This window comes from Streptomyces tuirus (assembly GCF_014701095.1).
Taxonomy (GTDB): domain Bacteria; phylum Actinomycetota; class Actinomycetes; order Streptomycetales; family Streptomycetaceae; genus Streptomyces; species Streptomyces tuirus.
Map to the genome: position 1 here is coordinate 4,656,030 of NZ_AP023439.1, position 16,503 is coordinate 4,672,532.

The following is a 16,503-nucleotide window of genomic DNA, read 5'->3' on the forward strand; positions in this document are numbered from 1 at the left end:
TGGGACGACGGCCCGGGCGGTGGGGCGGCGGCCCGTGGGGCAGCGATGGGTGGCCGGTTCGGGTGGGGACGTGTGGGACGGGAGGGGGATGAAGTGACCAGTGTGGAAAGCGCCGTGGGCCACGGGGTCGGGGCGGGGCCGGTGCTGCTCGGGGTGCGGCATCACGGGCCCGGGTCGGCGCGGGCGGTGCGGGCGGCGCTGGAGGAGGTCCGGCCGCGGGTCGTGCTGATCGAAGGGCCGCCCGAGGCCGACGCCCTGATCCCGCTCGCAGCCGACGAGGAGATGCGGCCGCCGGTCGCCCTGCTCGCCCACGCCGTGGACGAGCCCGGCCGCTCGGCGTTCTGGCCCCTGGCCGGGTTCTCGCCGGAATGGGTCGCCCTCCGCTGGGCCCTGGACCACGGCGTCCCGGCCCGCTTCATCGACCTGCCGGCCACGCACACGCTGGCCTGGGGGAGCCAGGAGGAAGCGGAGACACCGGAGGGCGAACGCCCGCCGGACGCCGAGACGGCGACGGTGGACGGAGACACCGGCCCCGGCCCGGCCACCCTGCGGATCGATCCGCTCCGCGTGCTCGCCGAGACCGCGGGCTACGACGACCCGGAGCGCTGGTGGGAGGACGTCGTGGAGCACCGGGGTGCGGGGGAGGGCGACGCCCTCGCGCCGTTCACCGCGCTGGAGGAGGCCATGGGCGCACTCCGGGAGACCTACGGCAGCGGGGGACACGACCGGGACCTGGTGCGGGAGGCATACATGCGGCTCCAGGTGCGGGCCGCGCAGCGGGAGTTCGACGATGCGGTGGCCGTCGTCTGCGGGGCGTGGCACGTGCCCGCGCTGCGGCGGAAGACCACCGTCGCCGCCGACAAGGCGCTGCTCAAGGGCCTGCCCAAGGTCAAGACGGACCTGACCTGGGTGCCGTGGACCCACAGGCGGCTGTCCCGAAGCAGCGGGTACGGCGCCGGTATCGACTCCCCCGGCTGGTACGGGCACCTGTTCAGCGCCCCCGACCGGCCGGTGGAGCGGTGGCTGACCAAGGTGGCGGGGCTGCTGCGCGCCGAGGACCGGATCGTCTCCTCCGCCCATGTCATCGAGGCGGTGCGGCTGGCCGAGACCCTCGCCGCGATGCGCGGCCGTCCGCTGCCCGGCCTGAGCGAGACGACCGACGCGGTGCGGGCGGTGATGTGCGAGGGCTCGGACGTGCCGCTGGAACTGGTGCGGGACCGGCTGGTCGTGGGAGACGTGCTGGGACAGGTGCCGCCGTCCGCGCCGGCGGTGCCGTTGCAGCGGGACCTCGCCCGGCTGCAACGCCGGCTGCGGCTGAAGCCGGAGGCGCTGGAGCGCGAGCTGGAACTCGACCTGCGCAAGGAGAACGACGCCGCCCGCGGCAGACTGCTGCACCGGCTGCGGCTGCTCGGCATCGCATGGGGGGAACAAGCCACCTCGCGGGGCAGCACGGGCACGTTCCGGGAGACGTGGCGGCTGCGCTGGGAGCCCGAGCTGTCGGTTCGGATCGCCGAGGCAGGAGTGTGGGGCACGACCGTCCTGTCCGCCGCGACCGCCAAGGCCGAGTCGGACGCCGTCACCGCGCGGGGTCTCGCCGACGTCACCGCGCTCGCCGAGCACTGCCTCCTGGCCGAACTGCCCGGCGCGCTGCCGATGGTGATGCGGATCCTCGCCGACCGGGCGGCCCTCGACACGGACGTCGGCCATCTCGCCCAGGCCCTCCCGGCCCTGGTCCGTTCCCTGCGCTACGGCGACGTGCGCGGCACGGACACCGGCGCCCTGGCGGAGGTCGCCGCGGGACTGGCCGAGCGGGTCTTCGTCGGGCTGCCCCCGGCCTGCGCCGCGCTCGACGCCGACGCCGCCGAGGAGATGCGGCGCCATGTGGAGGCGGTGCACCAGGCCGTGGGCCTCCTGGGCGACGCGCCCGCGGCGGGGCACGGCCGGCTGAGAGGCCGCTGGCAGTCGGTGCTGCGGGTGCTGTCCGGGCGGGACACCGTGCCCGGCGTCATCCGGGGGCGGGCCGTGCGGCTTCTGCTCGACGACGGGGAGCTGGCCCACGACGAGGCGGCCCTGCTGATGGGACTCGTCCTGTCACCGGGCACACCGCCGGCGGACGCGGCCGCGTGGATCGAGGGCTTCGTCGGCGGGGGCTCCGGGGGCGGGCTGCTCCTGGTGCACGACGAACGGCTGCTCGGGCTGGTCGACGCGTGGCTGACCGGGGTTCCCGCCGAGGCCTTCACGGACGTACTGCCGCTGCTGCGGCGGACGTTCTCGGCGTACGAGCCCGGGGTGCGCCGGACCCTCGGTGAACTGGTCCGGCGAGGGCCGGGGGCCGGGGGTGGCGCCACCGCCACCGGCGCGGTGATACCCGGCTTCGCGGCCGACCTCGACCTGGAGCGCGCGGACGCCGTGCTGCCGGTCGTACGGCTGCTGCTCGGGCTGGACGACGTGGACGAGGACACGAACAACGACCTGGCGGGGGTGACGGGATGACGACCGTGGCAGTGAGGGAGCGGACGACGAGGCCGGCGGCGGGGGACACCGCGACGGGCGGACTCCGGGTGGAAGTACGGCCCGCGACGACCGTGCCGGTGATCCCGCTGTGGGAACGGCCTCGCAAGGGAGGACGGGGATGACGGCCGAGGTGACGGACCCGGCGCAAGAGCGGCTGCGGCGCTGGCGGCTCGTACTCGGAGGGGACTCCGCGGACGGCACCGGCTGCGCGCTGTCGGGTCAGGACGCGGCGATGGACGGGGCGCTGACCGCGCTCTACGGCAGAAAGGAAGGCAGGTCACAAGGGGGCCGGGACCGTTCGGCGGGGCTCGGGGCGTCGGCGCCCTCGGTGGCGCGCTGGCTCGGGGACATCCGCACGTACTTCCCCTCCTCCGTCGTGCAGGTCATGCAGCGCGACGCCATCGACCGGCTCGGTCTCGCCACGCTGCTGCTGGAGCCGGAGATGCTGGAGGCGGTGGAGGCCGATGTGCATCTCGTCGGCACGCTGCTGTCACTCAACAAGGCGATGCCGGAGACGACGAAGGAGACGGCCCGGGCCGTCGTGCGCAAGGTCGTCGACGACCTGGAGAAGCGGCTCGCCACCCGCACCCGGGCCACCCTCACCGGCGCGCTCGACCGCAGCGCCCGGATCAACCGGCCCCGCCACCACGACATCGACTGGAACCGCACCATCGCGGCCAACCTCAAGCACTACCTGCCCGAGTACCGAACGATCGTGCCGGAGCGGCTCATCGGGTACGGGCGGGCAGCCCAGTCCACGAAGAAGGAGGTCATCCTCTGTATCGACCAGTCGGGATCCATGGCGGCGTCGGTGGTGTACGCCTCGGTGTTCGGGGCGGTGCTCGCCTCGATGCGGACGATCTCCACGCGACTCGTCGTCTTCGACACGGCGGTCGTGGACCTCACGGACCAGCTGGACGACCCGGTCGACGTGCTGTTCGGCACGCAGCTCGGCGGTGGCACGGACATCAACCGGGCGCTCGCCTACTGCCAGTCGCAGATCACCCGGCCCGCGGAGACGGTGGTCGTACTGATCAGCGACCTCTACGAAGGCGGCATCCGCAACGAGATGCTCAAGCGGGTCGCCGCGATGAAGGCGGCGGGCGTGCAGTTCGTGGCGCTGCTGGCCCTCTCGGACGAGGGGGCGCCAGCGTACGACCGGGAACACGCGACGGCGCTCGCGGCACTTGGGGCACCGGCGTTCGCCTGCACGCCCGATCTGTTCCCGGAGGTGATGGCGGCCGCGATCGAGAAGCGGCCGTTGCCGATACCGGACGCGGCGTGAAGGGCCTGGAGGAGGCGGGCAGATGACGCCGTGCCGATGCGCCGTCGTCCGACTCGGAGCAGGAAAACGGACATGACGGTCCATCGGTGAGCAAGGGCTTGCGTAACCTCCGCACCCCCGTGCGAGGATCGGCGCCTGCTCGGCCGTGCCTGCTGCCGGCCGGGCAGTGCCGCTTCCGTCGTACGGGAGGAAGCTCCCCTCGTGACCTGGTCAGCAGCCCTGCCCGATGCCGCGTTGCGCGCGCTGCGCACAGCGGCCGGGCGGCGTGCGCTCCAAGTGGCGCTGCTGGTGGGCGGGTTGCTGGCCATCGGGCTGCTCTGCGGGGGGCGGGCGTATGCGGAGAGCGGCGCAGGGGAGCTGCCGGAGGGGCGGGGCGGGCGGTTCGTCAGCGGCGTTCACGTTCTGGGGGTTGTGGCGGAGCGGCTCGGTGGGGCTGCCGGTGACGCGGGGGAGGCCGTGAGAGAGGGGGTGGCAGAGGGCCGGGTGAAGCCGCCGTCGCCGTCGCGACCAACGTCGTCGTCGCTGCCGTCGTCGTCACTGCCATCGCCTTCGCCTTCGCCTTCGCAGTCGCAGTCGCGGTCGCAGTCGTTTGAGCGGGGGTCGGGCGTCGGGCGGCCGGAGCTGTCGAGGGAGCCGTCGCACCCGGTCCTGCCCAAGCCTTCGTCGCACCTCGTGCGGACCGACTCACCCGCCCTACCCGCGCCCGCACCCCCGCCCAGTGACAACGCGCTCCCAGGAATGCCTCCTCTCCCCGCGTTGCCCCTCCCCACCCCCGTCGCGGCCGCCCCGCAACCGGGTGGGGCGACGACGCCGGTGGCGGTCGCCACCGAACGGCCGTCGCACGCCGGGACACCCGGCACCGTCGGCCACGGCGACGAGCCCCACGCGGCACCCGCGGGCGGCCCGATGTCCCCCGGCACCCCCATGCACCACGGCAGACGCACACATCACACCGGCCGCATCGGCCACCCCGGGCCGTCGTCCAGCCACCCCGGGCCGTCGTCCAGCCACCCTGGGCCGTCGTCCAGCCACCCTGGGCCGTTGTCCAGCCACTCCGGGCCGTCGGGCAGCCACCCCGGGCCGTCGTTCGCCCACTCCGGGCCGTCGGCCACCCACGGCGGACCCGCCCCGGCCGACGGCGGCTCGTCGGGGCACGGTGACGTCCACGCCGTCACCCCGGGCCTCCGGGCGCCGCTGACGCTCGTGGCCGGGCTCGTGGCCCGTGACGAAGCGGCCGATGCCCGGGGCAGTCACCAGGACATCTCCCTCTTCCCCGGCTAGCACGGGCAGAGCGCCGAGGCTTACCCGCCGTCGGCCCGCCCTCTGTGGCGGAGAGATCCCCCAGCTCTTCACGAGATGTCACGCCCGGACGGCCGAAAGCCGTCGGTGGTCCGAGGCCGAAGCCTCGTGGAGGGGCCGGCCGGTCCCCATTGGGGTGGGGACCGACCGGCCCGAGCCCCGGAGAGCCGGACCCTGAACAGGGCCTTCGCGCTCCTCCGGGGGTGTCCGGCGGGCCTCACCGGGTCAACCCCAGCCCGGTGAGGCCCCGCACCCGCTTCTCACGCCCGGCACGCCGTGCCAGAGAGCGCGGCATCATGTGACAGGTATCACCGCTCAGGTGTGACCCTCGATTTAGAGGCCTCCCGGAAGCAGCGATAACCTGCGAGACGGACATGCCGCGCGCTCGGACACCGTGTGCGCCTCCCTTGTGACAGACAGCGGACGTCACGTTGCCCTCGCGGCACGCCCACGCAGACAACGAACCGCGAGATCACTGATAGGGACGGAAGCGCGTGGACCTGTTCGAGTACCAGGCGAGGGACCTCTTCGCCAAGCACGATGTACCGGTGCTGGCCGGTGAAGTCATCGACACGCCTGAGGCGGCCCGCGCAGCCACCGAGCGCCTCGGTGGCAAGTCCGTCGTCAAGGCCCAGGTGAAGGTCGGTGGCCGCGGCAAGGCCGGCGGCGTGAAGCTGGCGGCGACCCCCGACGAGGCGGTCGAGCACGCCACCAACATCCTCGGCATGGACATCAAGGGCCACACGGTCCACAAGGTGATGATCGCCGAGACGGCCCCGGAGATCGTGGAGGAGTACTACGTCTCCTTCCTCCTGGACCGTGCCAACCGCACCTTCCTCTCCATCGCGTCCGTCGAGGGCGGCATGGAGATCGAGGAGGTGGCGGAGACCCGCCCCGAGGCCGTCGCCAAGACGCCGATCGACGCCAACGTGGGCGTGACCCCCGAGGTCGCCCGCCAGATCGTCCAGGCGGCGAACTTCCCGGCCGAGGTCGCCGACAAGGTCGAGAACGTCCTGGTCACCCTGTGGAAGACCTTCGTCGAAGAGGACGCGCTCCTCGTCGAGGTCAACCCGCTGGCCAAGGTCGCCTCCGGTGACGTCATCGCCCTGGACGGCAAGGTCTCCCTGGACGAGAACGCCGAGTTCCGTCAGCCGGAGCACGAGGCCCTCCAGGACAAGGACGCGGCCAACCCGCTCGAGGCCGCCGCCAAGGAGAAGAACCTCAACTACGTCAAGCTCGACGGTGAGGTCGGCATCATCGGCAACGGCGCGGGTCTCGTCATGAGCACCCTGGACGTCGTCGCGTACGCCGGTGAGGCGCACGGCGGCGTGAAGCCGGCCAACTTCCTCGACATCGGTGGCGGCGCCTCCGCCGCCGTCATGGCGAACGGCCTGGAGATCATCCTCGGCGACCCGGACGTCAAGTCCGTCTTCGTCAACGTCTTCGGTGGCATCACCGCCTGTGACGAGGTCGCCAACGGCATCGTCCAGGCGCTGCAGCTGCTCAAGGACAAGGGCGAGGAGGTCACCAAGCCCCTGGTCGTCCGTCTGGACGGCAACAACGCGGAGCTCGGGCGCAAGATCCTCTCCGACGCCAACCACCCGCTGGTTCAGCGCGTGGACACCATGGACGGAGCGGCCGACAAGGCCGCCGAGCTCGCGGCTGCGAAGTAAGGGACGAGGGACTAAACAGCCATGGCTATCTTCCTCAACAAGGACAGCAAGGTCATCGTCCAGGGCATGACCGGTGCCACGGGCATGAAGCACACCAAGCTCATGCTGGCCGACGGCACGAACGTCGTCGGTGGCGTGAACCCCCGCAAGGCGGGCACGTCCGTCGACATCGACGGCACCGAGATCCCGGTCTTCGGCACGGTCGCCGAGGCCATGGAGAAGACGGGCGCGAACGTGTCCGTCCTCTTCGTGCCGCCGGCCTTCGCCAAGGCGGCCGTCGTCGAGGCCATCGACGCCGAGATCCCGCTCGCGGTCGTCATCACCGAGGGCATCGCCGTCCATGACTCGGCCGCGTTCTACGCGTACGCCGTGTCCCAGGGCAACAAGACCCGGATCATCGGCCCGAACTGCCCCGGCCTCATCACGCCGGGCCAGTCCAACGCCGGCATCATCCCGGGCGACATCACCAAGCCGGGCCGCATCGGCCTGGTCTCGAAGTCCGGCACGCTGACGTACCAGATGATGTACGAGCTGCGTGACATCGGCTTCTCCTCCGCCGTCGGCATCGGTGGCGACCCGGTCATCGGCACGACCCACATCGACGCGCTCGCCGCGTTCGAGGCCGACCCCGACACCGACCTGATCGTGATGATCGGTGAGATCGGCGGCGACGCCGAGGAGCGGGCCGCGGCCTTCATCAAGGAGAACGTGAAGAAGCCGGTCGTCGGCTACGTCGCGGGCTTCACCGCGCCCGAGGGCAAGACCATGGGCCACGCCGGCGCCATCGTCTCCGGCTCCTCCGGCACGGCTGCCGCGAAGAAGGAGGCCCTCGAGGCCGCCGGCGTCAAGGTCGGCAAGACGCCGACCGAGACGGCCAAGCTGGCGCGCGAGATCCTCGCGGGCTGAAGCACGCACGACGGCTGAGCCGCAGAGCTACGGCTCATCGGTGGGCCCGCCCCCTGCACCGGGGGGCGGGCCCACCGCCGTATCCACGCTTCCGCAGCCCGGTCACCGCAGCCCGGTCACCGCAGCCCGGTCACCGCAGCCCGGTCACCGAAGCCCGGTCACCCAAGCCCGGTCACCGCAGCCCGGTCACCGCAGCCCGGTCACCCAAGCCCGGTCACCGCAGCCGATAGCCGCAGCCCGGTCACCGCAGCTGTGGAAGCAGTCGGTCCGGTCCCTTCTGCTCCTCCTTGCGCAGCTTGGCGCGCAGTTCCTGCTCCGACTCCGACAGGGGGCCGGGCGCGACCGGTGGCGGTACGCCCTGCACCGTCTCTCCCGCCGGTACCGGAGGCTCGTAGTGGGTGGGGGCCGTGCGGAGGGTGAGGGCCGTGGTGCCGATCAGGGCCACGGTGAAGGCGATGGCGGCCCGGGTCCAGAACCGGGCCCTGCGTTCCCCGCCCTTGCGCACGACCGTCGGTTTCGCGGCCCGCAGCCGCTCGGTGGAGGCCAGCTCGACCAGCCGCCAGTGCAGTGTTTCCGGGTCCGCCAGCTCCGGGAGCCGCTCGGCGAGCGCCTCGCGCGCGTGCGCCAGCCGGTTCACGGCCGCGCGGGTGCTCGCCTCGGTCTCCGCCGCCGTCTCCGGCAGGCCGAGCCCGACGCCGTCGTAGAGCACCAGCGTGCGGCGGTAGGACGGCGGGAGCTTCAGCAGGGTGTCCATCAGCGCCCGGTCGAAGGCGTCGGGCGGCGGCGGCTCGGGGTGCCGGTGGCGCAGCCGGAGCCGGTGCCACGGCGAGAGCGCGCACTCGTAGGCCATCGCGCGCACCCAGCCCGCCGGGTCGCGGTCGCGGGCCACCTCGGGCCAGCGCTGCCAGGCGATCTGGAAGGCCCGCTCCACCGACTCCCGGGCCAGTTCACGACGGCCCGTCAGCAGATAGGTCTGCCGGACCAGCGCGGGTGCGCAGAAGGCGTACAGCGCGTCGAAGGCCTGATCGGGGGTCAGCGCGGCGATGGCGTCGTCCGGGCGGCGCGGGGGCGTCGAACGCCGGCGCTCGGTGAGGATGACGTGGTGCTGTCCGTGAGGGAGGACGGGGGTCCGGCTGTGGTGCGGGACTGAGGTGCGGTTGTGATGAGGGGTGCCGGGGGGACGGCTGTGGTCCGTGACGGGGGTGCGGGTGTGGTCCGGGCCGGTGACGGGGCCGTGTCCCCGGTCCTTCGTGGCGGGCGGTCGCTTCCGGTCGTCGGCGGCGGCCTTGCGCCGGGTCCGGGCGGTTCGCCGGGAGACCGCGGCCGGGGGTGCCGGCTCGGGGGTGTCGTCATGGGCGTCCCCCTGAGCAGGCGTCACCTCCGATCGCTCGCCCAGCGAGTTGAGCAGCTTCGCGTACTTCTCCCCTTTGCGGCCGCGCGGCGTGACCCGGCCGGTCTCCCATCCGCGCACCGTCTCACCGGTGACGCCCACCCGGGAGGCCAGCTGAGCCCGTGTCAGCGAGGCTGCCTCGCGCAGGCGTCGGCGTTCCTTGGGTGGAGGGAGCGGGAGGGCAGGGCTCTGCGTCACAGGGTGCCCCTCCGTCCGAAAAAGTACATAAACGTATTTTGAGCGACACAGCGAGGGTTCGCCTGTTACGCCGGTAAAGCGCGTGTCGTTGGGAGCATGGCGGGCGTGACCGAGATGCCCGCTCGCCGACGTTCGCCGTCACCGCTGCTCACCCGGACGCGTGACCGCTCGCCCGGACTGGTCGACGGCCTCACGGCCGGCGCGCTCGCGGCGGGCCTCGGGCTCGCGTCGTTCGCCGTGCTCGTGCTGCTGCTGTGGATCCTCTCGCCGTATCCGGACAGCGGGCCCGGCGGCGCCATGCACGTGGCGGCGGCGCTGTGGCTGCTGGCGCACGGTGCCGAGCTGGTCCGCACCGACACGCTCTCCGGCGTCCCCGCCCCCCTCGGCCTCCCGCCGCTGCTGCTGCTCGCCCTGCCGGTGTGGCTGCTGCACCGGGCGGCCCGGGACGCCACGGACGGCGGAGGAGCAGACGAGGACGACGACAACGACGACGAGCACGGCTATGGCTACGGCTACGGCCATGCAGAGGACCTCACCGTTGCCGCGGGCCGGCCCCTGGCCTCCCCCCGCACCGCGTGGACGAGCGTCGTCCTCGGCTACCTCGCCGTCGCCGTGCCCGCCGCCCTCTACGCCGCCGACGGTGCGCTGCGGCCGTCGTGGGTGTGGACCGGGGTGTGCATCCCGCTGGTCGCCGTCGTGGCGGCGGGGGCGGGCGTCTGGTCGGCGTACGGCCGTCCGGGCCGGCCGCTGCGGCGGCTGCTGGGCGTGCTGCCGGCGGGAGTGCGCCCGCTGGTGCTCGGCCCGGACGGACGCCCCGGTGTCGCCGCCCGGGCCTCGGCGGCCGGGGTGGCGGTGCTCCTCGGGGGTGGTGCGCTGCTGGTGGTGGTGTCGCTGGCGTGGCACGGGGCGGCGGCCCAGGCGTCGCTGCTCCGGCTGACCGAGGGGTGGTCGGGGCGGTTCGCCGTGCTGCTGCTGTGTGTGGCCCTGCTCCCGAACGCGGCGGTGTGGGGCGCCGCCTACGCCCTCGGCCCCGGTTTCGCCCTCGGCGCCGGCCACGCGGTCGGCCCGCTGGCCTCGGCGCCGGCGCCCTTCTTGCCGCCGTTCCCGCTGCTGGCGGCGGTACCGGAGGCGGGGCGGGGGACACCGTTGCACTGGGCGGCCGGGGCGGTGCCGGTGGTCGCCGCGGTGGCCGTGGGCTGGATCGTGGCCACGGGTGCGGTGGCAGCGGAGCGTGGTGGGACGGGGCCCGGCAGCACGCGGGCGGCCGGCTGGTCGACCGGCCGCACCGTCCGTGCCGCCGCGCTGGCGTCGGTACTGTGCGCGGCCGTGCTCGGGGCGCTGGCCGGGCTGTCGGGCGGTCCGCTCGGTGCCGGTGTGCTGTCCCGGTTCGGCCCGGTCTGGTGGCAGGCCGCCGCCGCGACGCTGGCCTGGCTGGCCATGCTCGCGATCCCGACGGCGGTGGGAGTACGGGCCTGGCGGTGCCGGTCGCCCCGGGCGGAGCAGCCGAGCATCGCCGGCCAGCGAGAGGGCAGGGCCGAGGGCACCCACGGCCCCGGGCGGCTGAGGCAGGGCGCCCGACTGGGCCGAGGCCGCTTCACGCGCACCGGAGTGGCCGGGATCGCGGGGGTGGCCGGGGGTGCGGGGGGCCTGGACGGCACCCGGGGCGGCCGACGGGCCGATGCTTTTCGGGGTGCCGAGTCGTCCGCGAGTGACGGGGACGCGGAGAGCTTTTGGATTTTGGACGGCACGGGTGGTGCTCGAGCCGCTGACGGGCCTCGGGGTGCCGGACGGACCGACGGCTCCAGGGGTGCCGGCTCGTCCGCGGGTGACGAGGACGCCGAGGCCTTCTGGGGTGGGGTTCACGGGATGCCGTCGTCGCACACCACGGACCCGGCGTCGAACGAGTCCCTCGCCCCCCACGCCCCCTACGAGCCCTCCGAACCCTACGAGCCCTCCGAGCCCTACGAGCACGACGCCCTCTACGGCCTGCGCGATCAGGACCGCGACACAGACCTCGGGCACTACGACTTCCTGCCGTCCGACCCGGCCCCGTCCGACCCGGCCCCGTCGGACCGGTCAGCCCGGCCGGAGACCACCTGAACCTCAGGGGTCAGTCAGCGCTCGTCAGTCGTTCGTCCCCAGGAACCCCCGGAGCTCCTCCGGCAGAAGCTTGGAGCAGGACTGCTTCGCCTCGTTCGTGAGGGCGTCGCTGGTGCACGTGTAGTAGTCGCGGTAGACCAGCTGCGCCGTGAAGGTCGCGGCGACCAGGGCGATCGCCAGGGACGCCGTGACCAGACCGCTCACCGCCGCCGTCGTCTGGGGACGTCCGCCGCCCTGCTGCTCGGGGGCGGGGGAGTCCGGGTCGGGCCTGCGGGGCTTGGCGCGCAGGGAGCTGATGGCCCAGTAGAGGGCGAGCGCGCCGAGCAGCAGTGCCACGTACGGCCAGCTGAAGAGGGCGAAGAAGAAGGCCCACATGCCCGACAGCAGGGCATAGCGCGCCCGGCGCTGCGCGGGATCCGTCGGGTCCCAGCGCATGTTCGGGCCGCCGCCCTGTTGGCCGCCGCCCTGGCCCTCGGGTCCACCGCGGGGACGCTCCCCGAAGCCGCCGGGGGAGCGGCCGGGCTGCTGGTCGCTCCACTGGCTGCCCCAGGGCGAGCGGTTTCCGCCGTCGCCGTCACCGGAGCCCTGGGAGTCGTCGCCCGACGGGCGCCGCGGCTGCCAGGGCCGGTCCGGCGTGCCCTCGGGCGGCGGGGCGAAGGGGTTGTCCTCCTGGGAGCCGCGCCCCCGCCCCTGCCCGCCGTCGCCGTCCGAGGGCGCGTCGGGCGGTGAGCTGGGGCGCTCCCGCAGCAGCACGGCGCCGCGCTCCCCTCCCTGCGGCAACAGCTGGGGGAACGTGAGGAGTCGCAGGCTGCGGTCCGGCATCAAGTGAGCGTCTTCCCGTTGGTGAGGAGCAATGTGTGGACAGAACGGAACGGCGTCGGACCCGGGTCCGTCACTTCCTGAACGCACCACGTCCGGACGTCGTTCCCGAACCGGCTCCGTCCAGACGCTACCTTCCGGCCCTGCCCCCGTCCCGTGGGGGCCGTCCGGTGTGCCGGTATCGTTGCTGACGGTCGACCGGTTCGTAGGCTTCCCCGTATCCGGGGACGCAAAGCATTCGTATGAATGTACAAAACGCTGAGCGCCGACCGCCTTGGACAGACGCTTCCCCGAGAAAGGCCCCCACCGTGGCCGCCAAGCCCGTGGCCCCGCGCGCCAAGCGCCTCGTCGTGCTGGTCTCCGGATCCGGCACCAACCTCCAGGCGCTGCTCGACGAGATCGCCGCCGTCGGCGCACCGGAGTACGGGGCCGAGATCGTGGCCGTCGGTGCGGACCGCGAGGGCATCGAGGGGCTGGCGCGGGCCGAGCGCGCCGGGCTGCCGGCCTTCGTGTGCAAGGTCAGGGACCACGGCAGCCGCGAGGAGTGGGACGCCGCCCTCGCCGAGGCAGTCGCGGCGTACGAGCCCGACCTCGTCGTCTCCGCCGGGTTCATGAAGATCGTCGGCAAGGAGTTCCTCGCGCGGTTCGGCGGGCGGTTCGTCAACACGCACCCCGCGCTCCTGCCCAGTTTCCCGGGAGCCCACGGCGTGCGGGACGCGCTCGCGTACGGCGCCAAGGTCACCGGCTGCACCGTCCACTTCGTCGACGACGGCGTCGACACCGGGCCGATCATCGCGCAGGGCGTGGTGGAGATCCGGGACGAGGACGACGAAGGCGCTCTGCACGAGCGCATCAAGGAAGTCGAGCGAAGGCTGCTCGTCGAGGTCGTGGGGCGCCTCGCCCGCAACGGCCATCGCATTGAGGGACGAAAGGTAGTTATCCAGTGACCGCCGAGAGCAACAAGCGGCCCCTTCGCCGGGCGCTCGTCAGCGTCTACGACAAGACCGGTCTTGAGGACCTCGCGCGCGGGCTCCACGAGGCCGGGGTCGAGCTCGTCTCCACCGGCTCCACCGCCGCGAAGATCGCCGCTGCCGGCGTCCCCGTCACCAAGGTCGAGGAGCTCACCGGCTTCCCCGAGTGCCTGGACGGCCGGGTCAAGACCCTGCACCCGCGCGTGCACGCGGGCATCCTCGCCGACCTGCGCCTGGACAGCCACCGCGAGCAGCTCGCCGAGCTGGGTGTCGAGCCGTTCGACCTCGTCGTCGTGAACCTCTACCCGTTCCGCGAGACCGTCGCCTCCGGTGCCTCGCCCGACGAGTGCGTCGAGCAGATCGACATCGGCGGTCCGTCGATGGTCCGGGCCGCCGCCAAGAACCACCCGTCGGTCGCGGTCGTCACCAGCCCGGCCCGCTACGCCGATGTCCTCAAGGCCGTCCAGAGCGGCGGCTTCGACCTCGCCACCCGCAAGCGGCTCGCCGCCGAGGCCTTCCAGCACACGGCCGCCTACGACGTGGCCGTCGCCTCCTGGTTCGCCTCCTCCTACGCGCCGGTGGACGAGTCGGAGTTCCCCGACTTCCTCGGCGCCACCTGGGAGCGCGAGCACACCCTGCGCTACGGCGAGAACCCGCACCAGCCCGCCGCGCTCTACGTCTCCCCGGAGGGCGGCGGCCTCGCCCAGGCCGAGCAGCTGCACGGCAAGGAGATGTCGTACAACAACTACACGGACACGGACGCCGCCCGCCGTGCCGCGTACGACCACGCCGAGCCCTGTGTCGCGATCATCAAGCACGCCAACCCCTGCGGCATCGCCGTCGGCGCGGATGTCGCCGAGGCGCACCGCAAGGCGCACGCCTGTGACCCGCTGTCGGCGTTCGGCGGCGTGATCGCGGTCAACCGCCCGGTCAGCAAGGAGATGGCGGAGCAGGTCGCGGAGATCTTCACCGAGGTCATCGTCGCGCCCGACTACGAGGACGGGGCCCTTGAGGCCCTCACCAAGAAGAAGAACATCCGCGTGCTGCGCTGCGCCGACGGACCGGCCGCGCCCGTCGAGGTCAAGCCGATCGACGGCGGCGCGCTGCTCCAGGTCACCGACCGCCTCCAGGCCGACGGCGACGACCCGGCCAACTGGACGCTGGCGACCGGCGAGGCGCTCAGCGCCGACGAGCTGGCCGAGCTGGCGTTCGCCTGGAGGGCCTGTCGCGCGGTGAAGTCCAACGCGATCCTGCTCGCCAAGGACGGCGCCTCGGTCGGCGTCGGCATGGGGCAGGTCAACCGGGTGGACTCCGCGAAGCTGGCCGTCGAGCGGGCCGGTGCCGAGCGTGCCGCTGGCGCTTACGCCGCCTCCGACGCGTTCTTCCCCTTCCCGGACGGCCTGGAGATCCTCACCGCCGCCGGAGTCAAGGCCGTGGTCCAGCCCGGCGGTTCGGTCCGTGACGAGCTGGTCGTGGAGGCCGCGCAGAAGGCCGGCGTCACGATGTACTTCACGGGTACGCGGCACTTCTTCCACTGAGTCCGTCTCTTCCACTGAACCCGTCTCTTCCACTAGTCCGTCGACGGAGCGGGCCGGCGCAACCCCGCCGGCCCGCTCCGCCGTCTCAGGCGTCAGACCTCGTACCGCCCGGTCTCCAGGGTCGTCCTCTGACGCCGGGTCAACGCCCTTGTCAGCGACGTCACTTCCGGCTGTCGGGCGCGTACTCCTCGAGGAAGTGGGCGACGCGGTCGGCATAGGCGCGGACGTCCGGGGGCACGCCCTTCGTCGCGTTCACCGTGCGGTACGACGTGCGGTACGCGGAGGCGATCAGGACTTGCCGGTCGCCGGGCAGGCCCTCGTGCAGGCGCGGGGCGATCCAGCACAGGTAGCGGCCCATCGCCGGGATGGACTCGGCGGGCGGGAAGGGCGGCCGGGGGACCGTCTCGCCGGGGGTGCCGTCCTCGTTCATCCACCAGCGCAGGACGCGCGGGGTCCAGCGGGCGATGCCGTACTCGTTGTGGTCGGGGTCGGAGAGATCCGGGTCGAAGTCGCTCTCCACCTTCAGCATGGCGGCGATCAGGACCGGCGTGACCTCCTTCTGGTCGCAGTCGTGCGCCGTCTCGACGATCAGCAGCCGGTAGGCGGGCGGAACGCCCCGGTCGGTGCGGAGCTCGGAGGCGCCGTACGCGGCGGCGGAGACGTTCGCGGACGCGCCGGATCCGGTGGTGCCGCCGCCGGCCCCGCCGGCACCCGCCCGGACGCTGATGCCGTAGGCGAGGGCGGCCAGGGCCGCGGCGGCCCCGGCCAGGACGGCCGCGACGGCCCCGCGGCGCAAGCGGCGGCGGGCAGGGCGCAGACGGCGGGCAGGGTGCAGACGGCGGGCGGTGCTCAGACGGCGGGCGGTGTGCAGACGGGGCAGGCCGAAGACGTGCCGGTCCGGGCCCGCGGCCGCCGTCACCCGGCGCAGCAGCACGGTGCCGCCGATGCGCTGCCGGTGCGTCCGGGTCAGGCAGGCGCGCACGATCTCCCGCCACTCCTCGGGCAGTTCCGGCGACAGGCGCAGTTCGTCGGCGCCGCGGGCGTAGGCCGCCGCCGCGTCGCGCCGGGCGGTCGAGGTGGCGCCGGGCAGCGGGAAGGTGCCGGTGAGCACGAGGTGGGCGAGGACACCGAAGGCCCAGATGTCGGCGGACGGGCGGATACGGCGGCCCCGTTCGCCGATCTCGGTCCAGAGCAGTTCCGGCGGGGTGTAGTCGGGGGTGGAGAAGGCCGGCGTGTAGGCGTGGGTGCCCTCCAGCTCCGCAGCCATGTTGAAGTCGGCGAGGCGCACCGAACCGTCCGCCATCAGCAGCACGTTGGCCGGCTTCAGATCGCCGTGCACCCAGCCGGCGCCGTGCAACTGGGCGAGTCCCTCGGCGATCTGGGCGAGCAGCGCGGGGCCGGACGCGGGCCGGGGCGTCGCGGCGAGCAGCGCCGACAGGGAGCCCTCGGCACGCTCCAGGACGAGGACGGTGGCGCCGTCCAGCTCCGGCCGGCCCGGGTCGTCGACCGTCAGCGTCTGGTACATCCGCAGCAGCCGCGGATGCCGCAGCCGCCGGTACAGCTCGACCTCCCGCTCGGCCAGTTCGCGCAGGTGGGTCAGCCGGCGGGGCGTGGCCGTCCCGGTGGGCAGGAACTTCAGCGCGGCCGTGGGCGGCAGTCCGGTGCCGTCACCGACGCGCCGGGCCGCGTACACACTGCCGAAGGCGCCCGTCGCGATGGGCTCACGCACCTCCCAGCCGCCGACCCGGTAGCCCTTGGGCACGGGTACGGCGTACGCCTCGGTCACCGGATCGGCCCGGCCGGACGAAGG

General features: G+C 73.4%; 11 protein-coding genes. 8 read left to right on the forward strand and 3 right to left on the reverse strand.

Translation table 11 applies throughout. From position 1 onward, the window contains the following. Positions 1–93 precede the first annotated feature (93 nt). The 5 genes from IGS69_RS21560 to sucD all read left to right on the forward strand — a co-directional run bounded on the left by IGS69_RS21560 (position 94) and on the right by sucD (position 7,677). The gene (locus tag IGS69_RS21560; protein ID WP_190902176.1) at positions 94–2,493 is read left to right on the forward strand and encodes a DUF5682 family protein; all 2,400 of its coding nucleotides are present in this window, start codon (positions 94–96) and stop codon (positions 2,491–2,493) included. A 139-nt stretch (positions 2,494–2,632) separates the two neighbouring features. Then, complete coding sequence (locus tag IGS69_RS21565) at positions 2,633–3,799, forward strand: vWA domain-containing protein (protein WP_190902177.1); 1,167 nt, start codon at positions 2,633–2,635, stop codon at positions 3,797–3,799. 1,041 nt (positions 3,800–4,840) lie between these two features. Beyond that, the gene (locus IGS69_RS21570; protein ID WP_190902178.1) at positions 4,841–5,080 is read left to right on the forward strand and encodes a hypothetical protein; all 240 of its coding nucleotides are present in this window, start codon (positions 4,841–4,843) and stop codon (positions 5,078–5,080) included. A gap of 512 nt (positions 5,081–5,592) precedes the next feature. Continuing rightward, the gene (gene sucC / locus IGS69_RS21575) at positions 5,593–6,771 is read left to right on the forward strand and encodes an ADP-forming succinate--CoA ligase subunit beta (protein WP_190902179.1); all 1,179 of its coding nucleotides are present in this window, start codon (positions 5,593–5,595) and stop codon (positions 6,769–6,771) included. A 21-nt stretch (positions 6,772–6,792) separates the two neighbouring features. After that, on the forward strand, positions 6,793–7,677 hold the full coding sequence (sucD, locus tag IGS69_RS21580) for a succinate--CoA ligase subunit alpha (protein WP_190902180.1): 885 nt from the start codon (positions 6,793–6,795) through the stop codon (positions 7,675–7,677). 241 nt (positions 7,678–7,918) lie between these two features. Here the strand turns inward: sucD and IGS69_RS21585 are convergent, their stop codons facing one another. Beyond that, positions 7,919–9,265 carry a helix-turn-helix domain-containing protein gene (locus IGS69_RS21585; protein WP_190902181.1) on the reverse strand — a complete coding sequence of 449 codons (1,347 nt, stop codon included), beginning with the start codon at positions 9,263–9,265 and terminating at the stop codon, positions 7,919–7,921. 96 nt (positions 9,266–9,361) lie between these two features. Here IGS69_RS21585 and IGS69_RS21590 point away from each other — a divergent pair, with 96 nt between their 5' ends. Further along, on the forward strand, positions 9,362–11,365 hold the full coding sequence (locus IGS69_RS21590) for a cell division protein PerM (RefSeq protein ID WP_232543605.1): 2,004 nt from the start codon (positions 9,362–9,364) through the stop codon (positions 11,363–11,365). A gap of 24 nt (positions 11,366–11,389) precedes the next feature. Here IGS69_RS21590 and IGS69_RS21595 read toward each other — a convergent pair whose 3' ends face one another. After that, positions 11,390–12,187: a hypothetical protein gene (locus tag IGS69_RS21595; RefSeq protein ID WP_190902182.1), complete on the reverse strand. Its 798-nt coding sequence runs from the start codon at positions 12,185–12,187 to the stop codon at positions 11,390–11,392. A gap of 305 nt (positions 12,188–12,492) precedes the next feature. On the opposite strand from IGS69_RS21595, the gene purN reads away from it, so the two are divergent. Further along, complete coding sequence (purN, locus tag IGS69_RS21600) at positions 12,493–13,131, forward strand: phosphoribosylglycinamide formyltransferase (protein ID WP_190902183.1); 639 nt, start codon at positions 12,493–12,495, stop codon at positions 13,129–13,131. Next, positions 13,128–14,693, forward strand: a complete 1,566-nt coding sequence (purH, locus tag IGS69_RS21605) for a bifunctional phosphoribosylaminoimidazolecarboxamide formyltransferase/IMP cyclohydrolase (protein ID WP_190902184.1) — start codon at positions 13,128–13,130, stop codon at positions 14,691–14,693. The genes purN and purH overlap by 4 nt, the downstream gene beginning before the upstream one ends. Before the next feature lie 160 nt (positions 14,694–14,853). Here the strand turns inward: purH and IGS69_RS21610 are convergent, their stop codons facing one another. Further along, on the reverse strand, positions 14,854–16,479 hold the full coding sequence (locus tag IGS69_RS21610) for a serine/threonine protein kinase (protein ID WP_190902185.1): 1,626 nt from the start codon (positions 16,477–16,479) through the stop codon (positions 14,854–14,856). Positions 16,480–16,503 lie beyond the last annotated feature (24 nt).

Coding starts and splice junctions, on each gene's coding strand:
- IGS69_RS21565 (WP_190902177.1), top strand. CDS start 2,633: ATGACGGCCGAGGTGACGGACCCGGCGCAAGAGCGGCTGCGGCGCTGG.
- IGS69_RS21590 (WP_232543605.1), top strand. CDS start 9,362: ATGGCGGGCGTGACCGAGATGCCCGCTCGCCGACGTTCGCCGTCACCG.
- sucD (WP_190902180.1), top strand. CDS start 6,793: ATGGCTATCTTCCTCAACAAGGACAGCAAGGTCATCGTCCAGGGCATG.
- IGS69_RS21595 (WP_190902182.1), bottom strand. CDS start 12,187: ATGCCGGACCGCAGCCTGCGACTCCTCACGTTCCCCCAGCTGTTGCCG.